The 22,108-nt window shown below is 73.3% G+C and carries 20 protein-coding genes and 2 pseudogenes; 14 read left to right on the top strand and 8 right to left on the bottom strand.

Translation table 11 applies throughout. The annotated features are described in order from the left end of the window. Positions 1-113: 113 nt before the first annotated feature. The 5 genes from AQJ11_RS39775 to AQJ11_RS39755 all read left to right on the top strand — a co-directional run bounded on the left by AQJ11_RS39775 (position 114) and on the right by AQJ11_RS39755 (position 8,410). Entirely contained in the window at positions 114-2,297 is a 2,184-nt protein-coding gene (locus AQJ11_RS39775; protein WP_059266630.1) for an RICIN domain-containing protein, read from the top strand. A 95-nt stretch (positions 2,298-2,392) separates the two neighbouring features. Further along, a complete protein-coding gene (locus AQJ11_RS39770; RefSeq protein WP_014676323.1) occupies positions 2,393-2,920 on the top strand; it encodes a 2Fe-2S iron-sulfur cluster-binding protein in 528 nt (175 codons plus the stop codon). Beyond that, complete coding sequence (locus AQJ11_RS39765; protein WP_014676324.1) at positions 2,921-3,916, top strand: FAD binding domain-containing protein; 996 nt, start codon at positions 2,921-2,923, stop codon at positions 3,914-3,916. Between the two features lie 28 nt (positions 3,917-3,944). Beyond that, positions 3,945-6,026 (top strand): xanthine dehydrogenase family protein molybdopterin-binding subunit, encoded by a 2,082-nt coding sequence (locus tag AQJ11_RS39760; RefSeq protein WP_059266629.1) that lies wholly within the window; start codon positions 3,945-3,947, stop codon positions 6,024-6,026. Beyond that, entirely contained in the window at positions 6,023-8,410 is a 2,388-nt protein-coding gene (locus AQJ11_RS39755) for a glycoside hydrolase family 65 protein (RefSeq protein ID WP_059266628.1), read from the top strand. Before AQJ11_RS39760 ends, AQJ11_RS39755 begins: the two co-directional genes overlap by 4 nt. A gap of 38 nt (positions 8,411-8,448) precedes the next feature. Here AQJ11_RS39755 and AQJ11_RS39750 read toward each other — a convergent pair whose 3' ends face one another. After that, positions 8,449-9,492 (bottom strand): bifunctional class I SAM-dependent methyltransferase/NUDIX hydrolase, encoded by a 1,044-nt coding sequence (locus AQJ11_RS39750; RefSeq protein ID WP_059266627.1) that lies wholly within the window; start codon positions 9,490-9,492, stop codon positions 8,449-8,451. 144 nt (positions 9,493-9,636) lie between these two features. On the opposite strand from AQJ11_RS39750, the gene AQJ11_RS39745 reads away from it, so the two are divergent. Both AQJ11_RS39745 and AQJ11_RS39740 read left to right on the top strand, forming a co-directional pair. Then, a complete protein-coding gene (locus AQJ11_RS39745) occupies positions 9,637-10,446 on the top strand; it encodes a LytR/AlgR family response regulator transcription factor (protein WP_059266626.1) in 810 nt (269 codons plus the stop codon). A 57-nt stretch (positions 10,447-10,503) separates the two neighbouring features. Continuing rightward, positions 10,504-11,004, top strand: a complete 501-nt coding sequence (locus AQJ11_RS39740; protein ID WP_058082910.1) for an SRPBCC domain-containing protein — start codon at positions 10,504-10,506, stop codon at positions 11,002-11,004. 15 nt (positions 11,005-11,019) lie between these two features. On the opposite strand, the gene AQJ11_RS39735 is transcribed toward AQJ11_RS39740, so the two are convergent. Then, the gene (locus AQJ11_RS39735) at positions 11,020-12,123 is read right to left on the bottom strand and encodes a winged helix DNA-binding domain-containing protein (protein ID WP_059266625.1); all 1,104 of its coding nucleotides are present in this window, start codon (positions 12,121-12,123) and stop codon (positions 11,020-11,022) included. 270 nt (positions 12,124-12,393) lie between these two features. Here AQJ11_RS39735 and AQJ11_RS39730 point away from each other — a divergent pair, with 270 nt between their 5' ends. The 4 genes from AQJ11_RS39730 to AQJ11_RS39715 all read left to right on the top strand — a co-directional run bounded on the left by AQJ11_RS39730 (position 12,394) and on the right by AQJ11_RS39715 (position 14,757). Next, positions 12,394-13,041, top strand: coding sequence for a cysteine hydrolase family protein (locus tag AQJ11_RS39730; RefSeq protein ID WP_059266624.1), 648 nt, complete (start codon positions 12,394-12,396; stop codon positions 13,039-13,041). A 5-nt stretch (positions 13,042-13,046) separates the two neighbouring features. Further along, the gene (locus tag AQJ11_RS39725) at positions 13,047-13,805 is read left to right on the top strand and encodes an SDR family oxidoreductase (protein WP_059266623.1); all 759 of its coding nucleotides are present in this window, start codon (positions 13,047-13,049) and stop codon (positions 13,803-13,805) included. Positions 13,806-13,844: 39 nt separating this feature from the next. Then, positions 13,845-14,462, top strand: coding sequence for a VOC family protein (locus AQJ11_RS39720; RefSeq protein WP_059266622.1), 618 nt, complete (start codon positions 13,845-13,847; stop codon positions 14,460-14,462). A gap of 73 nt (positions 14,463-14,535) precedes the next feature. Beyond that, entirely contained in the window at positions 14,536-14,757 is a 222-nt protein-coding gene (locus AQJ11_RS39715; RefSeq protein ID WP_244218587.1) for a hypothetical protein, read from the top strand. A gap of 173 nt (positions 14,758-14,930) precedes the next feature. Here the strand turns inward: AQJ11_RS39715 and AQJ11_RS39710 are convergent, their stop codons facing one another. The 3 genes and pseudogenes from AQJ11_RS39710 to AQJ11_RS47460 all read right to left on the bottom strand — a co-directional run. Beyond that, a complete protein-coding gene (locus tag AQJ11_RS39710; RefSeq protein ID WP_014676336.1) occupies positions 14,931-15,302 on the bottom strand; it encodes an SgcJ/EcaC family oxidoreductase in 372 nt (123 codons plus the stop codon). Next, entirely contained in the window at positions 15,299-15,619 is a 321-nt protein-coding gene (locus AQJ11_RS39705; protein WP_059266621.1) for a muconolactone Delta-isomerase family protein, read from the bottom strand. Before AQJ11_RS39705 ends, AQJ11_RS39710 begins: the two co-directional genes overlap by 4 nt. An 81-nt stretch (positions 15,620-15,700) precedes the next feature. Beyond that, positions 15,701-15,847 (bottom strand): annotated as a pseudogene (locus tag AQJ11_RS47460) (NAD(P)H dehydrogenase); the annotation flags it as partial. A gap of 381 nt (positions 15,848-16,228) precedes the next feature. Between AQJ11_RS47460 and AQJ11_RS39700 the strand changes: the two are divergent. Continuing rightward, entirely contained in the window at positions 16,229-16,924 is a 696-nt protein-coding gene (locus AQJ11_RS39700) for a type 1 glutamine amidotransferase domain-containing protein (protein WP_208616734.1), read from the top strand. A gap of 65 nt (positions 16,925-16,989) precedes the next feature. On the opposite strand, the gene AQJ11_RS39695 is transcribed toward AQJ11_RS39700, so the two are convergent. The 3 genes from AQJ11_RS39695 to AQJ11_RS39685 all read right to left on the bottom strand — a co-directional run bounded on the left by AQJ11_RS39695 (position 16,990) and on the right by AQJ11_RS39685 (position 20,701). Beyond that, positions 16,990-18,171, bottom strand: a complete 1,182-nt coding sequence (locus AQJ11_RS39695; RefSeq protein WP_059266641.1) for a YbfB/YjiJ family MFS transporter — start codon at positions 18,169-18,171, stop codon at positions 16,990-16,992. A gap of 544 nt (positions 18,172-18,715) precedes the next feature. Beyond that, positions 18,716-19,666 (bottom strand): aldo/keto reductase, encoded by a 951-nt coding sequence (locus tag AQJ11_RS52930; protein ID WP_425265021.1) that lies wholly within the window; start codon positions 19,664-19,666, stop codon positions 18,716-18,718. Between the two features lie 111 nt (positions 19,667-19,777). Beyond that, the gene (locus tag AQJ11_RS39685; protein WP_059266618.1) at positions 19,778-20,701 is read right to left on the bottom strand and encodes a LysR family transcriptional regulator; all 924 of its coding nucleotides are present in this window, start codon (positions 20,699-20,701) and stop codon (positions 19,778-19,780) included. 121 nt (positions 20,702-20,822) lie between these two features. Between AQJ11_RS39685 and AQJ11_RS39680 the strand changes: the two are divergent. Together AQJ11_RS39680 and AQJ11_RS39675 are read left to right on the top strand one after the other, a co-directional pair. Next, positions 20,823-21,281, top strand: a pseudogene (locus AQJ11_RS39680) (SDR family oxidoreductase); the annotation flags it as partial. 162 nt (positions 21,282-21,443) lie between these two features. Then, entirely contained in the window at positions 21,444-22,064 is a 621-nt protein-coding gene (locus tag AQJ11_RS39675; RefSeq protein WP_059266617.1) for a TetR/AcrR family transcriptional regulator, read from the top strand. Positions 22,065-22,108: the final 44 nt, after the last annotated feature.

Raw genomic sequence — 22,108 nt, 5'->3', positions numbered from 1 at the left:
AGTGGTCCGGACCTTTAGTTTCACGCCTTAAACAAAGCCCCGCAGGTCCCAACGGCCGAATGTCCCCCGGCTGTTGGGTCTGCGGTCCCCCCACCGAAAGGCCACCCGCCCACATGGCCAGACCCCTCCCGGCGGCAGGCTCGCTCGCCGCACTGTCCCTAGCCGCCACCCTGCTCACCGCGGCGCCCGCGCCCGCCGCCACCGCGGGGGCCGCCGCCCTGCCCACCGGCTTCGCCACGGTCGTGAACGCCGCGAGCGGCAGGTGTCTGGACGCCAAGGCCGCCGCCACCGCCAACGGCACCGCCGTGCAGCAGTACGCCTGCAACGGCACCACGGCCCAGCAGTGGAGCTTCACCGACGCCGGCGACGGCTACGTCCGCATCGGCAACCGCAACGACACCAACCAGGTGGCCGACGTCGCCGACGTCTCCACGGCCGACGGCGCGGCCGTCCACCTGTGGAGTTACGGCGGCGGCGCCAACCAGCAGTGGCTCCCCGTGGACGACGGCGGCGGCGCCTTCCACTTCGTCAACCGCAACAGCGGCAAGTGCCTGGACGACCCCGGCGCCTCGCTCGCCGACAGCGTGCAGTTCGTGCAGTACACCTGCAACGGCACCGCCGCCCAGCGCTTCCAGGTGGTCCCGGTGACCCAGTCGGCGAGCAACCCCGACCTCGGCCCCAATGTCGTCGTCTTCGACCCGTCGATGTCCTCCTCGACCATCCAGGGCAAGCTGGACACGATCTTCAAGCAGCAGGAGACCAACCAGTTCGGCTCCCAGCGCTACGCCGTCCTCTTCAAGCCCGGCGCCTACAACGCCGACGTCAACGTCGGCTTCTACACCCAGGTGCTCGGCCTCGGCCTGACCCCGGACGCGGTGACGGTCAACGGCGCGGTGCACGCCGAGGCCGACTGGTTCCAGGGCAACGCCACCCAGAACTTCTGGCGCGGCGCCGAGAACCTCTCCGTCAACCCCACCGGCGGCGGCGACCGCTGGGCGGTGTCGCAGGCGGCGGCCTACCGCCGGATGCACCTGCGCGGCAACCTCGCCCTGGACGACGGCGGCTGGTCCTCCGGCGGCTACCTCGCCGACAGCAAGGTCGACGGACAGGTCAACTCCGGTTCGCAGCAGCAGTGGCTGACCCGCAACTCCCAGCTCGGCAGCTGGACCGGCTCCAACTGGAACATGGTGTTCGTCGGCAGCCAGGGCGTCCCGGCCACCAGCTTCCCCAACCCGCCGTACACCACCGTCGCGCAGAGCCCGGTCACCCGGGAGAAGCCGTTCCTGTACGTCGACGGCTCCGGGAACTACCAGGTGTTCGTGCCGTCCGTGCGGACCAACTCCACCGCGACGAGCTGGGCGGGCGGCAGCCCGGCCGGCAGCTCGCTGCCGCTGAGCCAGTTCTACGTCGTCAAGCCCGGCGCCACCGCCGCACAGATCAACGCGGCCCTGGCGGCAGGCCAGAACCTGCTGGTCACCCCCGGTGTCTACCACCTCGACCAGACGCTCAAGGTGACCCGCCCGGACACGGTCGTCCTCGGCCTCGGCCTCGCCACCTTCGTCCCGGACAACGGCGTCACCGCGATGTCCGTCGCCGACGTCGACGGCGTGAAGATCGCGGGCCTGCTCTTCGACGCCGGCACCACCAGCTCGAAGACCCTGGTCGAGGTCGGGCCGGCCGGCTCCACCGCCTCCCACGCGGCCGACCCGACCTCCCTGCACGACGTGTACTTCCGCGTCGGCGGCGCCGGCGTCGGCAAGGCCGCCACCAGCCTCGTCGTCAACAGCGACAACGTCATCGGCGACCACATGTGGATCTGGCGCGCCGACCATGGCAGCGGTGTCGGCTGGACCAGCAACACGGCCGACACCGGCCTCGTCGTCAACGGCGACGATGTCACCATGTACGGGCTGTTCGTGGAGCACTTCCAGAAGTACCAGACCGTATGGAACGGCAACGGGGGCCGTACCTACTTCTTCCAGAACGAGATGCCGTACGACCCGCCGAACCAGGCCGCCTGGATGAACGGCTCCACGCAGGGCTACGCCGCCTACAAGGTCGCCGACTCGGTCACCAGCCACCAGGCGTACGGCCTCGGCAGCTACTGCTACTTCAACGTCAACCCGAGCGTGACCGCCGCCCGCGCCATCGAGGCGCCGAACAACCCGAACGTCCGCTTCACCAGCATGGTGACCGTCTCGCTCGGCGGCACCGGCACCATCAGTCACGTCGTCAACAACACCGGAGGACCGTCGAACGCGACGACCAACGTCGCGAACCTCGTCCGTTACCCGTGAGCGAAGGGGATGACCTCCCGGACGTGTGAGCCCGGCGTGTCCTGGATACGCGGTCTGCACGGCTCCACCGTCCGTCCGGAAGGTCATCCCCCGCCATGACCAGCGCATCCCACCACTCCGAGGTCACCCTCCGGGTGAACGGCAAACCCCGCACCCTGCGCGTCGACCACCGGCGCGTGCTGCTCGACCTGCTGCGTGAGGACCTGGACCTCACCGGCTCCAAGAAGGGCTGCGACCACGGCCAGTGCGGTGCCTGCACCGTGCTGGTCGACGGGCGCCGCCTCAACAGCTGTCTGGTCCTCGCCGTCACCCTCGACGGCAGCGAGATCACCACCGTCGAGGGCCTGGGCGGCGACGGCGAGGAGCCGCACCCGCTCCAGCGGGCCTTCCTGGACCGCGACGCCTTCCAGTGCGGCTACTGCACCCCCGGCCAGCTCTGCTCCGCGGTGGGCATGCTCGCCGAGGCCGCGGCCGGCCACCCCTCCCACGTCACCGACCCGGCGGCCCCCACCGAGGGGCCCGTACCGCTGGACCGGCCCGAGATCCGGGAACGGATGAGCGGCAACCTGTGCCGCTGCGGCGCCTATCCGCGCATCGTCGAGGCGATCGAGGACGTGATCTGAGTGAACGGCTTCGGATACCTCAGGCCCGGCACCGTCCAGGAGGCCGTCGAGGCCTACGCCGCCCAGCCCGGCGCCCGCTACCTGGCCGGCGGCACCAACCTGGTCGACCTGCTGAAACTCGGCGTGGAGCGGCCCGCCCTCCTCATCGACATCGGCCGGCTGCCGCTGGACGGCATCCAGGAGCTGCCCGACGGCTCCCTGCGGGTCGGCGCCACCGTCCGCAACAGCGACCTCGCCGCCGACCCGCGCGTCCGCGAGCGCTGGCCGGCCCTGTCCCAGGCGCTCCTCGCCGGCGCCTCCGCACAGCTGCGCAACGCCGCCACCACCGGCGGCAACCTGCTCCAGCGCACCCGCTGCCCCTACTTCCAGGACCTGGACAAACCCTGCAACAAACGGGAGCCGGGCAGCGGCTGCGGCGCCCGGGACGGCGTCCACCGTGACCACGCCGTCCTCGGCCACTCCGCGCAGTGCATCGCCACCCACCCCTCCGACATGGCCGTCGCCCTCGCCGCCCTCGACGCCCAGGTCGAGCTGTACGGCACCGACGGCACCCGGCGCCTGCCGGTGGCCGACTTCCACCGGCTGCCCGGCGAGCACCCCGAGCGGGACACCTGGATCCGCCCCGGCGAACTGATCACCGGCGTGCTGCTCCCGGCCGCCACCGCCGGTGCCCCGTCCGCCTACCGCAAGGCCCGGGACCGGGCGTCGTACGCCTTCGCGCTCGCCTCCGTGGCCGTCCTGCTGCGGGTCGCGGACGGCGTGGTCGACCAGGTGGGCGTCGCCTTCGGCGGGCTCGCCCACCGGCCCTGGCGGGCCCGGCACACCGAGCTGGCCCTGCTGGGCGCCCCCGCCACCCCGGCCGCCTTCGAAGGGGCCGTCGCCCTCGAACTCGCGCACGCCGAGCCGCTGCGGGACAACGCCTACAAGGTGTCCCTCGCCCGCAACCTCGCCCTGGACGTCCTGAACCGTCTCGCCCCCGCCCCGGCAGTGGCCTGAGCCCTCACCGAAGGAGCAGGAGGATCCCATGACCGGCACGACCGGCACCGCCCTGGGCGCCCCCGCCGAGCGCCGGGAAGGGCGCCAGAAGGTCACCGGCGCCGCCCGCTACGCCGCCGAGTACACCCTGCCCGGCCGCGTCCACGCCTGGCCCGTGCCCGCCGCGGTCGCCCGGGGCCGGGTCACCGCCGTCGACACCTCGGCCGCCCTCGCCCTGCCCGGCGTCCTCGCCGTCCTCACCCCCTTCGACGCGCCCCGGCTCGCCGAACCCGAGGACGGCACGCTCGCCGTGCTCCAGAACCCGGACGTGCCGCACCGGGGCTGGTGCGTGGCCCTGGCCGTCGCCGAGACCCTGGAGACCGCCCGCGCCGCCGCCCGCGCAGTCCGGGTCGCCTACGCCACCGCACCCCACGACACCGGCCCCGCCGAGGGCCACCCGGACGCCTACGAACCCCAGGAAGCGGGCGGCCAGCCCGGCCGGGTCGAGCACGGCGACCCGGAGGCCGCCTTCGCCGCGGCCGAGGTCCGCGTCGACGTCACCTACCGGGTGCCGCCGCTGCACAACCACCCGATGGAGCCGCACGCCAGTACGGCCCACTGGGACGGCGACCGGCTCACCGCGTACACCTCCAGCCAGGGCAGTACGACCGTGCGGTCCGTGCTCGCCGAGCTGTTCCGGCTGCCCGAGGAGCGGATCACCGTCGTCGCCGAGCACGTCGGCGGCGGCTTCGGCTCCAAGGGCACCCCGCGCCCGGACGTCGTCCTCGCCGCGCTCGCCGCCCGGCACACCGGCCGGCCCGTCACCGTGGCCTACCCCCGCCGGTACCTGCCCACCGTCGTCGGCCACCGCGCCCCGACCGCGCAGCGGCTGCGGCTCGGCGCCCACCCGGACGGCCGGCTCACCGCCCTGCTGCACGACGTCACCACCCACACCTCCCACGTGAAGGAGTTCGTCGAATACGCCGGGGTGGTCTCCCGCGTCATGTACGCCACCCCCAACCTGCGCAGCGCCCACCACGTGGTGCCGCTGGACGTGCCCACACCGTCCTGGATGCGGGCCCCCGGCGAGTCACCCGGCATGTACGCCCTGGAGTCCGCCATGGACGAACTCGCCGACGCGCTCGGCGTGGACCCGGTGGAGCTGCGCGTGCGCAACGAACCGGAGCGGGAACCGGGCAGCGGCAAGCCGTTCAGCAGCCGGCACGTCGTGGAGTGCCTGCGCGAGGGCGCCCGCCGCTTCGGCTGGGCCGGCCGCGACCCGCGCCCCGGCGTCCGCCGCGAGGGCCCGCTGCTGATCGGCACCGGCGTGGCCGCCGCCACCTACCCCGTGCAGATCGCCCCGTCCACCGCGACCGCCGAGGCCCGGCCCGACGGCACCTTCGTCATCCGGGTCAACGCGGCCGACATTGGCACCGGAGCCCGTACCGTCCTCGCCCAGATCGCCGCCGACGCCCTCGGCGTGCCCCTGGAGCGGGTGCGCACCGAGATCGGCCACAGCGATCTGCCGCCGGCCCCGCTCGCCGGGGGTTCCATGGGCACCGCCTCCTGGGGCTGGGCCGTGCACGAGGCGTGCACCCGGCTCGCCGCCCATCCCGAACAGGGGCCGACGGTCCGCGCCGACACCACCGGGACGGCCGACGCCGAAAGCCCCTACGCGCGGCACGCGTTCGGCGCGCACTTCGCCGAGGTCGCCGTCGACACCGTCACGGGCGAGATCCGGGTGCGCCGGCTGCTCGGCGTCTTCGCCGCCGGGCGGATCCTCAACGCCCGCACCGCACGCTCCCAGTTCACCGGCGCCATGGTCATGGGCCTCGGCATGGCCCTCACCGAACACAGCACCGTGGACCCGGCGTTCGGCGACTTCCCCGAGGCCGACCTCGCCTCCTACCACGTGCCCGTCCACGCCGACGTCCCCCACATCGAGGCCGACTGGATCGACGAACACGACACCCACCTCAACCCCATGGGCAGCAAGGGCATCGGCGAGATCGGCATCGTCGGCACCGCCGCCGCCCTCGGCAACGCCGTCCACCACGCCACCGGCATCCGCTTCCGCACCCTCCCCCTCACCCCCGACCGGATCCTCGCCGGCCTGCTGTCCGAGGGGTGACGGTGACGGGACCCGCGTGGGAGTACGTCTGGGAGTACGACGGCTACCGGCCCGCGGAGGAACGCCTGCGGGAGTCCCTGTGCACCCTCGGCAACGGCTACTTCGCCACCCGCGGGGCGCTGCCCGAGTGCACCGCGGACGACGTGCACTACCCGGGCACCTACGCGGCCGGCTGCTACAACCGGCTCACCTCGGAGGTCGCCGGGCGCCGGATCGAGAACGAGGACATGGTCAACCTGCCCAACTGGCTGCCGCTGCGCTTCCGGCCCCCAGGCGGGGACTGGCTCACCCCGGACACCGTGCCCGTCACCGAGCACCACCAGGTGCTCCACCTCGATCCCGGCCTGCTGGAACGCCGTACCCGCTACCCGATCGGACCCGACGCCACCCTCCTCGTCCGGCAGGTGCGCCTGGTCCACCTGGCCGACCCCCACCTCGCCGCGCTGCGCACCGAGTTCACCGCCGAGGGCCACACCGTCGAGCTGGACGTCGAGGCCGCGCTCGACGGGCGTGTCACCAACTCCGGCGTCGCCCGCTACCGGGACCTGGACGGCCGGCACCTCAGCCACATCGAGGTCGGCACCAGCGCACCCGGCACGGTCTGGCTGCGCTGCCGCACCCGGGTCTCCGACATCGGCTGCGGACTGGCCGCCCGGCTGACCGCCGGGGTGCCGGTCACCCACGCCAACGAGGCCCACCGCGCCGTCCAGCGGCTCCGGTTGACCCTGCCGCCCGGCCGGACGGCCACCGTCGACAAGACCGTCGCCCTGCACACCTCCCGCGACCCGGCCATCAGCGACCCGCTGCGCGCGGCCGTGGACCGGGCCGGCGCCGCCCCCGGCTTCGACGAACTGCGCGAGACCCACCACGCCACCTGGGAGCAGCTGTGGCGGCGCACCGCGCTCGACGTGCCCGGCGAGGCGGGCAGCATCCTGCGCCTGCACCTGTTCCACCTGCTCCAGACCCTCTCGCCGCACACCGCCGACCTGGACGTCGGCGTCCCCGCCCGCGGCCTGCACGGCGAGGCCTACCGGGGCCACGTCTTCTGGGACGAACTCTTCGTCCTGCCCTACCTGAACCTCCACCTTCCCGAGGTCTCCCGCGCCCTGCTCCGCTACCGCCACCGCCGTCTGGACGCCGCCTGCCACGCGGCCCGCGACCTCGGCCGGGGCGGCGCGCTCTTCCCGTGGCAGAGCGGCAGCGACGGCCGCGAGGAGACCCAGCAGCTGCACCTCAACCCGCGCTCCGGCCGCTGGCTGCCGGACCATTCCCGGCTCCAGCACCACGTCGGCTCGGCCGTGGCCTACAACGTCTGGCAGTACTGCGAGGCGACCGGCGACATCGAGTTCCTGCACGGCGAGGGCGCCGAGGTGCTCCTCCAGATCGCCCGCTTCTGGGGGCAGTCGGCGACCTGGGACGACCACCTCGGCCGGTACCGCATCCGGGGCGTGGTCGGCCCCGACGAGTACCACGACGCCTACCCCGGCGCGGACCGGCCCGGCCTGGACGACAACGCGTACACCAACGTCACCGCCGCCTGGGTGCTCACCCGCGCCCTGGAACTGCTGCACGGCCTGCCCGAGCCGCGCCGCCGGGAACTCACCGAGCTGACCGGCCTCGGTGAGGACGAACCCGACCGCTGGACGGAGGTCTCCCGCCGCCTGCACATCCCCTTCCACGACGGGGTGATCAGCCAGTTCGACGGCTACGGCGACCTCGCCGAACTGGACTGGGCGGGCTACCGCGGACGGTACGACGACATCCGGCGCCTGGACCGCATCCTGGAGGCGGAGGGCGACACCGTCAACCGGTACAAGGCGTCCAAACAGGCCGACGTGCTGATGCTCGGCTACCTCTTCTCGCCGCTCGAACTGCGCGCGCTGTTCCAGCAGTTGGGCTACCACCTGGACGAGCACATCTGGCTCGCCACCGTGGACCACTACCTGCACCGCACCAGTCACGGCTCCACCCTCAGCGGCCTGGTCCACGGCTGGATCCTGGCCCGCGCCCGCCGCTCCGACGCCTGGAGCTTCGTCCAGGAGGCGCTGCGCGGCGACATCGCCGACCTCCAGGGCGGCACCACCGGGGAGGGCATCCACCTCGGCGCGATGGCCGGCACGCTCGACCTCGTCCAGCGCGGACTGACCGGGCTGGAGACCCGCGCCGGCGGCCTGTGCCTCGACCCGGTCCCGCTGCCCGAGCTGTCCTCCTACGGCTTCGGCATCCGCTACCGCGGCCACTGGGGCGTCCGGCTGCGCCTGCGCAGCAGCCTGCTGGAGATCGCCGTACCGGACTCCGACCGCTCACCCATCGACGTCCGCCTGCGCGACCGCGTCATACCGGTGGGGCCGGGGGAGACGGCCCGGCTGGTACTGCCGGACTGAGGCCCGGCCACCACCGCCCCGGTACCGGGGGCGGGGACTCAGCCCTCCGCGACCGGGTAGCGGTGCACCGGCGGCAGACCGGGCAGCAGTCCCGGCCACACCGTGTCCAGGACGTGCGCGCTCGGCGTGAACAGCGGCCGGGCGAGACGGGGCAGGTCGGCGAGCTCGTGCCACTCCCAGCGGCGGACCAGCCGTGGCTCGGTGACGACCGGCTCGCCGGTGAACGCCGCGACCCGGACGGCGGCCGTCACCCGGGGCATGCCGTCCACGGAGTCCATCAGGACCGCCCGCACCCGCGCGCCGGCCGGATCGGCCCTCAGGGACGTCTCCTCCTCCAGCTCCCGCACGGCCGCCGCGGCGAAGTCCTCGCCCGGCTCGTTCTTGCCGCCGGGCAGCTCCCACACGCCCCGCACCGACCAGCCCAGCAGCACCCGCCCCGCCGCATCCGTGACGACGACACCGGCCCCGGTCAGGGCGTGCGGAGCGGGCCGGCCCTTGCCGGCGCAGACCAGGCCGGCGGGAGCGGGGTCGCGCAGGACGAGCAGGGCCAGGCCGTCGGCCTCGTACCGCCCGGCGGACTCCCAGCCCGCGCACAGCAGCCCGATCTCCTCCTCGTCCAGCGCCACGCCCCGCTCGCGCTCCGGTACGGCGTCCGCCACCGGGGTGATCACGCAGAGCGCGCCGCCGGGACGCAGCCGCTCCCGCAGCCGGCCGAGCACCCGGGTGCGGTCGCGGACGAACGCCCAGCACAGCCGCACGGTGATCAAGTCGTAGGCGCCGTGGGGGAGTTCATCCAGGCTGTCGCGTTCGATGTCCAGCTGCCGGTACGTCACCCTGTCCGCGCCGGCGCTCCGGGCCCCGGCGAGCGCGACGGCGGACCAGTCCACGGCGTCCACCAGGTACCCGGACGCGGCCAGGTGGCGGGCGAGTTCACCGAGCCCGCAGCCGACGTCCAGGCAGCGCCCGCCCGCCGGAGCCGGGACGTGCTCGGCGAGCAGCCGGCGCTCGGCGGGGCCCAGGGGCCGGAACCGGCCGCCGCGCGCGTAGTGCGCGTCCCACTCCTCGGGTTTCCGCTGTGCCACCGGGCCTCCTCATGACGGTCGATACGCGGACAAGGGGATCATGGCCTGGTCACGGCCGGGACACACCGCCGTCCCCGATCTCGACGGCGCCCCCCGGCGCGGCCACCATGGGAGGGCGGTCGAGGACGAGAGGAGCCGCCGCACATGAGGGTGACCGACGCGCCCTTGCGCGTCCTGGCCGTGGACGACGAGGAACCCGCGCTCGAAGAACTGCTCTACCTGCTGGGGGAGGACCCGCGGGTCGGCACCGCCGTGCCCGCCCTGGAGGCCACCGAGGCGCTGCGCCGGCTCAGCCGGGCCATGGCGCAGGACCCGGACGGCACGGAGGGCTTCGACGTCGTCTTCCTCGACATCGACATGCCCGGCCTCAGCGGTCTAGAACTCGCCCGGCTGCTGGGCGGGTTCGCCGCTCCGCCGCTCGTCGTCTTCGTCACCGCCCACGAGGACTTCGCCGTGCGCGCCTTCGACCTCAAGGCGGTCGACTACCTGCTCAAGCCGCTGCGCAAGGAGCGCTTCGCCGAGGCCGTACGACGGGTCGCCGAGCTCGTCCGGGCCGGACAGGGCCCCCGCCCGGCCGCCCCCGTACCGCTCGCACCCGCGGCACCCGCCCTCGGCGACCAGGTGCCCGTGGAACTGGGCGGGGTGACCCGGTTCGTGCCCCTCGCCGACATCACCCACGTCGAGGCGCAGGGCGACTACGCGCGGCTGCACACCGGCCAGGGCAGCCACTTGGTGCGGATACCGCTGTCCACCCTGGAGGAGCAGTGGCGCTCGCGCGGCTTCGTCCGGATCCACCGCAGCCGGCTCGTCGCCCTCGGCCGGATCGAGGAACTCCGCCTGGACGGGGGCAACGTGAGCGTCCGGATCGGCGACCGGGTCCTCGCCGTCAGCCGCCGCAACGCCCGCGAGCTCCGCGACCTGCTGGCGGGCCGCGCGACCGGCCGGATGCGCTGAAGGATGCCGGGAAGTGCGCTCGCCCGTCCCGGCCGCCAGGCGTGTTAGGTTCGTCGGATGAGTGCCCAACACGGCTCGTTCACCCTGGACTTGGACTTCACGGTGCCCCGGTCCGAGGTCTTCCGCGGCTTCGCCGACCCGTCCCTGCGGCGCCGCTGGTTCCGTCTCCCCGGCGACTCCGCCACCGCCCGGCACGAACTGGACTTCCGGGTCGGCGCCGGCGAGACCGCCGGCAACGTCTTCGTCTCCGAGGACACCGAGGAACACCTCGCCTACCGCTCCCGGTTCCTGGACATCGTGCCGGACACCCGGATCGTCTACGTCTACGAGGCCGAGGTCGACGGCAGCCGCCGCTGGATCTCCCTCGTCACCGTCGAACTCGCCGACGAGCCCGCCGGCTCCCGCCTGACCTGGACCGAGCAGTACACCTGGCTCGTGCCGACCGGGGACGGCAGCCAGGACGCCGCCCACCTCCGCGGCGGCACGCGCCTGCTGCTCAACGGCCTGTCCACGGTGGTGAACCCCGACCGCCACCACGGCCTGCGCGTACGGTCCTGAGACCCGGTTCCGCGATCATCCGGCCGGCGCCACGACCACGTCCCGCCCGGCGGCGCCGGGGTCGGTGAACTCCAGGACCCGCTCGGCCTCGGCACTCAGCTCCCGCACGGCCTTCGCCGGCAGACGCTCGAACGGGGTGAGGGTCAGGGTCACCGCCGTCCTGCGCCGGGTCGTGGCCCAGGTGCCGGCGACGAACCCGTCCCACAGGAAGGACGCCGGCACCCGCAGGTTCTTGGTGATCAGCCGGGGCCGGTACTCGGTGCGGACGATCCGGCTGCGGTCCTTGTGGGCGAGGACCAGACTGTCGAACTCCGGCAGCAGGCGGACCGGCGCCGGTGTGTCCGGGTCGGGGCGCGGCGCGCCGGGGAGGTCGTACACCACCCGGCCGTCCTCGGTGGTGAACGCGCGCAGCTCCGGGGCCAGCCGCTCGAACACGTCCGCCGCCTTCAGCCAGCCGAACTCGCGCAGGTCGGCGGGGCCGGCCGGGCCGTACGCGGCCAGGTAGCGGCGGACGAAGTCCTCCGCCGAGCCTGTCCCGGCCGGCTCCGTGCCGAGCCAGGACCCGGCCATGGTCACCTCGCTGGAGGCGGGGAACGCCCACCGGTCCGCCGTCGGCACCATGACCAGGGGCAGGTTCATGCGCACGCAGTACCCGAGCGCCCGGTCATCGGCGTCGGGGAACTCGCGCCGCATCCGCTCCCGGATCGCCGCGAAGTCCAGCGGCCCGGCGTCGAGGACGCCACGGGCGACGGCCACCAGGCGCTCCTGGTCGATCTCCGGGCCGGCGATCCGCTTGGTGACGCCGGCCGCCGCGGCCACCAGGGAGGGCTCCACCAGGGCGCGGAAGGCCAGGTAGTCGCGGGCGCTGAGCAGGTGCAACGTGGCCCGGACGTAGGTGGCCCGGACCACCTCCCGCTTGTCCAGGGCCGTGCGCAGGTCGTCGGCGCCGAAGCCGGCCAGCCGGTTCCACAGGGCGAGGAACGGTGAACTCGGCTGCTGGGCCTGGAGGGCGAGCAGGCGTTCCACGGCGTCGGCCACGGACGTCCGTGCCCGCTCCAACAGCAACTGCCGGGCCAGGGTGGCCCGGTTCAGCGCGCGACGGCTCAGGACGTCGGTCATGTCGCTCCTCGGCTCGGGGTGCGGCTCCCAAGCGCCAAGCTAGGGCACGGGGGCGTCACCGTGGGAGCCCGCCGCCGGTGACGCGGAGTGCCCGTGCGGCTCCCCGGCGGCCGACCACCGTCGGCGGCGGACGTCACCCCCGGCCCGGCTCACCTGCCCATCGGCGCGGATGCCGTTCGGCGGGACGGGTGACAGACTGAAGTCTCCGGGCCCGGGCCCGCGGCAGCCGGCTCGGGGCCTGCCCGTGCGCCGGCCGGATGGGAACCCTCCATGACTTCCGAGACCTCCGAAGCGCTGTACTCCCCGGACCGAACCGCCCTCCTGATCATCGACCCGTACAACGACTTCCTGTCCGAGGGCGGCAAGCTGTGGCCGCGGGGGAAGGAAGTGGCGGAAGGCGTCGGCCTGCTGGACCACATGCGCACCATGCTCGCCACGGCCCGCGGCCAGGGCTTCCGCGTCTTCATCGTGCCCCATCACCAGACGACGCCGGACGACTACGTCACGTGGGACCACCTGTCCCCGACCCAGCAGCGCATCGTGCGGCAGCAGACCTTCGCCGCGGGCAGCTGGGGAGCCGAGTGGTACCCCGACTTCCGGCCCGGGGAGGGCGAGTTCGTCACGCGGCAGCACTGGGCGTCGAGCGGTTTCGCCAACACGGACCTGGACTTCCTGCTCAAGCAGCACCACGTCCGGAACGTCGTGCTCATCGGCATGCGGGCCAACACCTGCGTGGACACCACCGCGCGCTTCGGCCAGGAACTGGGGTACCACGTGACCCTCGTCCGCGACGCCATCGCCGCCTTCAGCTGGGCGGAGATGACGGCGACCTGCGACATCAACGCGCCTCTGTACGCCCACGCCGTCCTCACCACGGACGAGTTCGTCGGCATCGTGAACGGCGGTGACAGCCGGTGAGCGCGATGGGAGCGACCGGAGAAGGAACCGGCGGAACGCGCGGAGGGCTGGCCGGGCAGACGGTCGTGGTGGTGGGAGGCAGCGCGGGCATCGGCCTGGAGACCGCGCGCCAGGTACGTGCGGCCGACGGCGCGCTGGTGCTCGTGGCACGCGACGCCGAACGTCTGCGGCGGGCGGCGGACGAACTGCACCCGCGCAGCACCGCCGCGTTCGACGCCCGGGACACCGGCCGTCTGGAGCGGTTCCTCGGCGAGCTGCCCGGGCAGGTCGACCATGTGATGGTCACGGCGGGCAGCCCGTCGTACACCCCCCTCGCCGAACTCGACCTGACCGACGCGGGACGGGACTTCGGCGGGCGCATCGCGATGCTGCTCGCGGTGGCACGGGCGAGCCGGGAGAAGGTCAGGGCCGGGGGGACGCTGTTGTTCATCGGGGGTACCGGTGGCCGCCGGCCCGCCCCCGGGATGGCCGTGACGGGCGCCCTCACCGCCGCGCTGCCCGCGCTGACCGCCCACCTCGCACTGGAGGTCGCCCCCGTCCGGGTCAACCTGATCGCCGCCGGGTTCGTGGACACCCCCCTGTCGGCCTCCCTCCTCGGTGACCGACTGGAGGCCCGCCGCGAGGAGTTGAGAAGGACCCTGCCCATCGGCCGGGTGGTCGGACCGGCGGACGTCGCCGCCCTCGCACTGCACATCATGACGAACGGCGCCCTCACCGGCGCCACCTACGACATCGACGGCGGCCAGCAGCTCGTGGCCCACTGACCATCGAAGCGCGAGCCATCGAGACGGGAAGCGCAAGCCATGGACATGAAACTGGAGATCGTCGTGGTGCCGGTGGCCGACGTCGACCGGGCCAAGGACTTCTACACCGCCCTCGGCTGGAGGCTCGACGGCGACTTCGCCCCCGAGGAGGACTTCCGGGTGGTGCAGGTGACCCCTCCGGGTTCCCCTGCGTCGGTCATCTTCGGCCGATCGGTCACCGACCGGCCCCCGGGCTCGGCCCAGGGCCTGTACCTGGTCGTCGACGACATCGAGGCCGCCCACGAGGAGCTGACGCGGTGCGGCGCCGACCCGAGCGAGGTGTTCCACGACGCCGGCGGGATCTTCCACCACGCCGGCACCGAGGCCCGCGTGCCCGGTCCCGACCCGAAGCGCGGCAGCTACGGCTCCTACCTGGCCTTCAGCGCCCCGGACGGCAACGGCTGGTTCCTCCAGGAGGTCACCACCCGCCTCCCGGGCCGGCTGGATCCCGCGACCACCGCGTTCTCCTCGGCCGACGACCTGGCCGGAGCCCTGCGGCGGGCCGCGGCGGCGCACGGGGAACACGAGGCCCGCATCGGCACGGAGGATCCGGACTGGCCGGACTGGTACGCGCGGTACATGGCCAGCGAACAGTCCGGCACGGAACCGCCCTCCTGACCCCGGCCGCCGGTGAACCGGGCGTCCAGGCGTGCGTACGGCTCGCACCCGGCCTGGCAGGATGCGCGGTGACATGGAGCGTGGGGAGGCGACGGCTGCGATGGACCCGAGTTCGATCACTGTGCTGGTGACCTTCGTCGGCGGGCCGGCCGACGGCAGGACCGGGCACCTGCCGCTGTCCGAGGCGACGAGTGAGGTCACCGTGGGCGGGGTGACCTACAGGTGCGACCCGGGCCCGCCTCCGGAGGTGCGCGACACCCCGGAGGGGCTGGCCCAGGTGATGCGGCCTGTCTGAGGCACGCCGGTGCGCTCCCGTGGGCGGCGAGCCCGTCCGGGGCCTGCGTCAGCCCGGGTAGCAGTCCTTGCGGGCCGCCACGACCATCGCGATGCGCCCTGCCGGGCCCGGAGATGGCCGACGCGGTACTCCTGCCCGGCGACGACGACGCCCGCGTCCGCTGCCGGGGTCGGTCAGTCCAGCTTCGACACCTGGTAGTGGGCGATGCGCCATCGGTCGTCGGTCCGCCGGACGACCACGCCGAGATTGGCCTTGATGGCCGGCCGGTCGGTGAACGAGAAGTCGACGTGCAGGTAGCCGAGCAGGGCGTCCTCGGCCAACTCCCGTACTTCCAGCACCCGGTAGTCCGCGGTCAGACCGAGAGGCTGTGAGTCGTAGTACTCGGTGACCCCCTGACGGCCGACGGTGTAGGGATGGAGCCCCTGGAAGACGGCGTCCTCGGTGAAGTTCGAGGCGACCTGGCGGGGTTCATGCGCGTCGACCGCGGACTTCCAACGGTCCATGACCCCACGCAGGACCGCTTCCTGCGCCGGTGTGCCGTTCATCGCGGTTCTCCTTCACGGGCGGGCCCACGGGAAGCACCCGGATCGTTGGGATGCGATTGCAGAGCGGTGACCACCGCGGTCATCCAGGGCCGCAGGGGGAGGGTACCGAGCACGTTCTCGTGCAGGTCCGTCTCGTCGTCGGCACGCCACACACCGATGCTGCGGAGTTCGCCCACCGGGCGCCACAGCCGGACCAGGCGGCCCTCGGAGGCCAGCTCCCTCGCCCGGACCGCTTCGTCGGCGCGGCGCCGGCTGACCTCGTCGGGGTCGGTGCCCTCGGGCACGGTGGTGGTCAGCTCGACCAGGAACTCCTTCATGGCCTTTCCTCTCTCGGCTCTCGCAGAGGCGCCTCGATGCTGGTAGGAAGCACCCGCGGTGAGCCGTGGTCAAGTCGATCAGGCGGCGGCCTTGAGGGCGGCGGCGACCCGGAGCAGGCGGACCTCGGCGCCGGCCTTGACGCCGGCGTCGCGAAGCTCCTTGGCGATCTCGGTGACGGTTCCGGTGGACGAGTAGTAGACGACGGCGAGCTTGACGGCAGTGGCCACGGGGCCTCTCCACTTCACGGGGAATCGGGGTGGGACGGTCGTGAGGTCGACCGGTCTGGCAATAGTAGACCGGTCGACTAGTGAAAAGTCCACCCGGCGCATGGGGATGTCCGGCTGCCCGGCTTCGCCCTGCGGGCGCCTGCGGTGGAGCGCACGGTGCGGCGCGGCCATGACGGGCCGGTCGTCCGTCGGCTGGGCGCTTGCGCCGCTCAAATATCTCGCAACACAAGGATGTTGGGGAGCTCGACTCCGCGGCCGGGCCGGGAGAGCACGAATGCGCTCGGGGCGCCGGTTCCCTGCATGCGTCCGGTCCGGTGTGCGCCTAGGGTGGGAAAAGTCGCATTCCACAACGAGCCGGGCGGGGCGAGGAGGCGGAGCGTGATGGCAAACATACTTTTCATAGTGAGCGGGGCGACGTACTGGGTGCTAAAGGACGGCACCAGATACGCGACCGGCTATTGGGCCGAAGAGTTCGCCGTGCCGTACAAGAAGGTCACGGAAGCCGGTCATGAGGTCGTGGTGGCGACACCCGGCGGCGTGGTCCCGAACGTCGACATGATGAGCCTGCGCCCCTCGATGGCGGGCGGTGAGGAAGGTGCCCTCGAACTGGAGGCCATCATCCGTTCCGCGGAGGTGATGCGGCGGCCACTGAAGCTGTCGGACGTCCGTCTGGAGGACTACGACGCGGTCTACCTGCCCGGCGGCCACGGTCCGATGGCGGACTTGGCGTTCGACGCCGACGCCGGCCGGCTGCTGACGGCGCAGCTCGCCTCGGGCAAGCCGCTCGCGATCGTGTGCCACGCCCCCTCCGCGATCCTCGCCACCAGGATTCACGGCGAGTCGCCTTTCCAGGGGTACAGGGTCACGTGCTTCACCGACGAGGAGGAGGAGGGTGTCGGGCTCGCCTCCAGGGCACCGTGGCTGCTGGAGACCGAGTTGAAGGACAAGGTGGGCGTCGACTTCAGCCGCGGTCCGGCCTGGGAGCCGTACATGGTGGAGGACCGCAACCTCATCACCGGTCAGAACCCTCACTCGTCCGCGGTCCTGGCGGATCGGCTGCTTGAGCTCCTCAAGTGAGACGCGTTCCGCGAGCGGGACGTGGCCGGTCACTGGGGGTGGACCCACGGCCGGATGCTCGGCGGTCAGTCCACGGGCCCCGCTTCGTCAGCGTCCAGGAAGGCGCCTGGGCGGCCCTGGACAGGTGCCGGGCTCCGGACGGGGTGGTCCGAGGCCGGCGCGTGGTGCGGGAATCCGACGCGGAGAACCAGGGCGGCGAGCGCCGCGGCCAGGACGACCGCGGAGGCCAGGACCAGGGCCTGGTGGTAGCCGTGGCGCAGCAAGGGCGTGGCGACCAGCGGGCCGAGGATCTGACCGGCCGAGTACCCGGCGGTCAACAGAGCCACCGCGCGAGGGAACCGCAGGTGTGCGCCGGCCGCGAGAGCCAGCGTGCTCACGCCGATGAAGGTCGAGCCGAAGAGCACCGCGGAGATCAGTGCGGCCGCCACCCCGCCGACCAGCGCCGGCAAGGCGATACCCACGGCCTGCACGGCGAGCGCGGCAGACAGCAGGTCCGGGCGGGACCACCGGCGTCCCAGCCCGGCCCACATCGCGGAGGACGGGATGGCCGCCAGGCCCACCAGCACCCAGGCGCCGCCGCCGATCCAGCCGGGCGAGGTCTGCTCGATGGCCGCGACGAGGAACGTACCGGCGATGATGTAACCGATCCCCTCCAGTGTGTAGGAAGCGAACAGGGTGCCGAACCAGCGGTGGGTGCGCGGTCCGGACGCCCTCACCCGCGAGTGCGCCGCGGGGCCCGGCCGGGGCGCCGGCTCGGGCCGCAACCCCCAGGCGGCGAGGGTGAGCGCGGCGGCCAGGGCCGCGGCGGCCCACCACGCGGCCCGCCAGGTGCCGACCGTGCGCAGCACCAGCACGAGCAGGCCCGACAGGGCGATCCCGGCGCCGACTCCGCCGAACGCCCAGCCGGGCAAGTGGGCCGGGTGGTCACGCAGATGGCTGAGCAGTGAGCTGGCGGCGATGACGAAGACCAGTGCGCTGAGGACTCCCGCGCCCAGCCTGAGCAGCAGCCACAGGGTGGTGGACCGGGCCAGTGGCATCGCGGCCAGAGAGGCGATCAGCCCCAGGAGGCAGGCGCGCAGCACGGCCGCGGAACGCACCAGCCGCGGCAGCAGGGTTCCGGCGAGAGCCCCGGCCAGGTATCCCCCGTAGTTGGCGGTGGCCAGGTTCGCCCCTGCCGCGGCCGACAGTCCCGCCTGTGCGTGCATCAGCGGCAGGATCGGGGTGTAGACGAAGCGGCCCACGCCCATGCCGGCCGCCAGCGCGGCAGCGGCCCGCGCGATGTGGACCCAGGCTGTTCGGGTCGCGTCTCCCGCGGCGCGGGCCCTGTCTCGCGGCGGTGTCTCGGTCATGCGGTCTTCCTCGGGGCTGTTCGACGGATCGGTCGGGAACGGCGGAGGCCCGCGCCCCCTCGCCCTGGGGGGCTGTACGGCGGTCACGCGGTGCCGCCGGCCTCCTCTGGGCTGGTGAGCGGCGGCTCCGAAGCGGTGACCGGCCGTTCCCCTCCACGGGGACCGGTTCGGGCCGCGGGGGGCGAGCCGCCCGGCAGACGCGGGCGGCGGCGCCGAACGTGGGGCCGCCCGGCCGTCACGGGCCGGTGCTCCCCGGCGGCGCCGTCGGCCCGTCGGCCGGCAGTGCGGCGACCGGCCCCGGGCTCCTGGCCGGCGGCTTCCGGATGACGTGCCGTCCGATTCCCATGGCCCCAGACTGCGCCCGTCACATGGCCGGACTCCAGGACCGGCTTCCTCCCTGCTGGGAGCCTCAGCCTCCCAGGGGCCGCCCTCGAACGGCTCGTCAGCTCGTGCCGGTGTGGTCCCTGGACGGCGCGTGCGTACGGCAAGGGTCAGTACCGGGCGCCGACGGGGGCCGGGATGGCGTCGAGGCCGGCGAGGTCGGCCGCGGACAGCCGGACGTCCGCGCCGCCCGCGTTCTCGGCCGGGTACGTCGGGGTCTTGGCGCCCGGGATGGGAACGACGTGCTCGCCCTGGGCGACGAGCCAGGCCAGGCGATCTGCGCGGGGGTGGAGCCGACGCGGTCGGCGACTGCGCGGACCTCGGCGGCGACGGCGGGGTTGGCCCGCAGGTTGTCCTGCCGGAACCGGGGCAGACGCCGCCGCTGGTCGTTCTCCGGCAGTTCGTCGGAGGAGCTGAAGCGGCCGAGGAGGAAGCCGCGGCCCAGCGGCGAGTACGGCGGCAGGCCGACGCCTTGGGCCGCGCAGTAGGGCAGGACCTCGGCCTGGACGTCGCGGGTCCACCGGGAGAACTCGGACTGCACGGTGGTGACCGGGTGGACGGCCTGGCTTGATCTGCTCCACGCCCACCTCGGACAGGCCGACGTGCCGTGCCGTGCCCGCGGTGACCGTCTCCGCCAGGACGCCCCAGGTCTCCTAGACGGGCAGGTCCGGATCGACGCGGTGGAGCTGGTAGGTCGATGTGGTCGGCGCCCAGGCGGCGCAGGCCGCCGTCGATGGCGGCACGCACATGCTCGGGCCGGCCGTCGGGCCCGACCAGTGGGGCACCGCCGGGGCCGCCGGTGGGGTCGACGCACTCCATGCCGACGTTGGTGGCGATCAAAGGTCAAGGGGGCTTCATCCGGGAGTTGTCGTCTCACACGTGCGAGGCCACGCTTCCCAGTCCGCGTGGGCGCGGCGGTGACAGTGCCGTCGGCCCGGTGCCCGCGGCGGGCGGGCGGCCGGTAGGCCCTCGGAGGAGCCACGCGTGCGGTTCCGTTCGACCGGCCCGGCATCGGGCGCGCACCCGGGACGCCGGTGTCCACCGGCCGGGCCCGGCATTCCCGCCGTAGGCGGCCCATGCCTCCCGAGTCACCCCCTCGGTTGCGCGTCGGCCGGATGATCGCCTACTGCCGATACGGGTCGTCGGCGGGGAGCCAGGCGTCAGGGTCGTGGATGCCGAAGTCGCCGACGCCGTCCGTGAGGGCGTCGACGGTGTCCAGGACGGCCGTACGTGTCTCGCCGCGCCGCCAGACCAGGGACCAGGTCCAGTAGACCTTGGGCTCGACCACCGGGCACGCGACCAGTTCGGGTGGGAGGGGGGCCGTCTGGGACTTCGGCGAGTTGAGGATCGGCCGGCGCGATCGGCGCACGTGGTCGAAGAAGGCCGGCCCCGTGATGCCGCCGTCGCAGATGCGCACCGTGCGGGCGCCGGTGTCGCGGGCGAACTGCTCGGCGTAGGCGTTCCAGGTAGGCCATGCGGTGGCGTCGTCGTCCAGCAGGACGACGACGTCCCGGGCGCGGACCTCGGCCGCGTCCTTGCCGGCGGAGACCGCGTACAGGCGGTCGGCGCCGATGAGCCGGCAATCGAGCCCGCGCGCGTGCAGGTCGTCCCGGCGGACCCAGCACACCGCGAGGTCGAGGCTGCCGTCCGCGACCCGGGCGGCCTGGGTGTGCGAGGGCGCGACCCAGGCGTCGACGTGCACACGCGCCACGGCCGAGGTCCGCGCGGTGAGGTCCGCGGGCAGCCGGCTGACGTAGCCGATCCGGACCGGCTCCGAGCCGGCGATCCTCGCCGCGTGGTGGCGGAGGTCGTCGGCGCTGTCCAGGAGGGCGCGGGCGCGGGGGAGAAGCGCTGTTCCGGCCGGGGTGAGGGCGACCGAGCGGCGGTCCCGGTCGAACAGGCGCACCCCGAGGTCGCGTTCCAGGGCCTTGATCTGCTGGGACAAGGAAGGACCGGCGATCAGGAGCCTGCCTGCGGCCCGGCCGAAGTTCAGTTCTTCGGCGACCGTGACGAAGTACCGCAACTGGCGCAATTCCACCCGGGCCATGCTAGCGCGCTGAGAGGCTGAACCTACCAGAGCGGGCTCGGGACTCCGTCGGTGCGAACGGGGAGCCCGGATTGCTTGGACCTGCTTCCTCCCGGCTGGAAGGCGCGGCCTCCCACCGCGCGTGGCGGGCCTGACGCGGGGTTCCGTCACGGGGTCGTCGCAGGGCATCGGTGCCGCGCTGGCGGACGCCTGTCGCAAGCTGGGTCACGGGGTGGTGGCGACGTCCCGCGGGATCGCCGCGACGGAGGATCCGGGTGTCGTCACGACGAGTCTGGTCGACCATGCCGGTTCGGCGGTTCCCTCGGTGCCGGCCTCCCTGACCAAGGATGGTCTTCAGTCCGCCACCAAGGCGCCGGCGATCGAGTACGCCGACCGGGGCGTGCGCGGCAACGCCGTCGCGCTCGGCGTCATCAAGACCCCGATGCACCCCGAGTCGTCCCACGAGACGCTCGCGGGTCCGCACCCCCTCGGCCGGATGGGCGAGGTCGGCGACGTCGTCGACGCGGTCGTCCACCTGGAGAAAGCACCCTTCGTCACCGGGGAGATCCTCCACGTCGACGGCGGCCAGAGCGCCGGCCACTGGTCCGCGCGGTCCCCGGGCGCCGTACCGGACGCCCGGAGGCGACGTCGGACGCCGGGGGCCACACCGGCCCCCCGGGGGTGACGTCGGACGCCCGGGGCCACACCGGACCCCCGGGGCCGCCGCACCCCCCTTATAGACGACCGGTCGTACACTTGCGGCATGGGACGCACCAGTGACGCGAGGGAGAAGATCCTGGCCGCCGCGCAGCCGCTCATCGAGCTGCGTGGCTACTCGGCGCTGGGTGTGGCCGAGATCTGCAAGGCCGCCGGGGTGCCGAAAGGCAGTTTCTACTACTTCTTCGAGTCCAAGGAGGCTCTTGCCCTGGCCGTCCTCGACGAGCACTGGGAGGCCCAGCGCGGTGACTGGGCCCGTGTCCTGCGAGGCGGCGGTGCACCGCTGGCGCGGCTTCGCCGGCTGTTCGAGGAGACCGAGGCCGGTCTGCGCGCCGGGCAGCAGAGCTGCGGGACCGTCTCCGGGTGCATGTTCGGCAACCTCACCCTGGAGCTGAGCAACCAGACCGAACCCATCCGCGAACGCCTGCAACAGATCTTCGAGGCCCAGGTGGAGATGGTCGAGAAGGTCGTCGCCGAAGCCAGGGACCGCGGGGAGGCCACCGTCGGCGACGCCCGGGAGGCCGCCCGGTCGATCGTCGCCCAGCTTGAGGGCCAGGTGCTGTTCGCCAAGCTCTACAACGACACCCGGCACCTCGATGCCCTGTGGGAGAACTGCCTGTCACTGCTGTCCGCCCGCCGGACGGACACGGCGTCCGTCAGCTCCTGACGATGTGTGATCTGCGCATGCAAGGTGCGTGCTAGCCTGCCCGC

It is taken from the genome of Streptomyces corchorusii (genome assembly GCF_001514055.1).
GTDB classification, from domain to species: Bacteria; Actinomycetota; Actinomycetes; order Streptomycetales; family Streptomycetaceae; genus Streptomyces; species Streptomyces olivaceoviridis.
The sequence above is the reverse complement of the archived record's forward strand: the minus strand, read 5'-3'. Positions and strand labels throughout refer to the sequence as shown.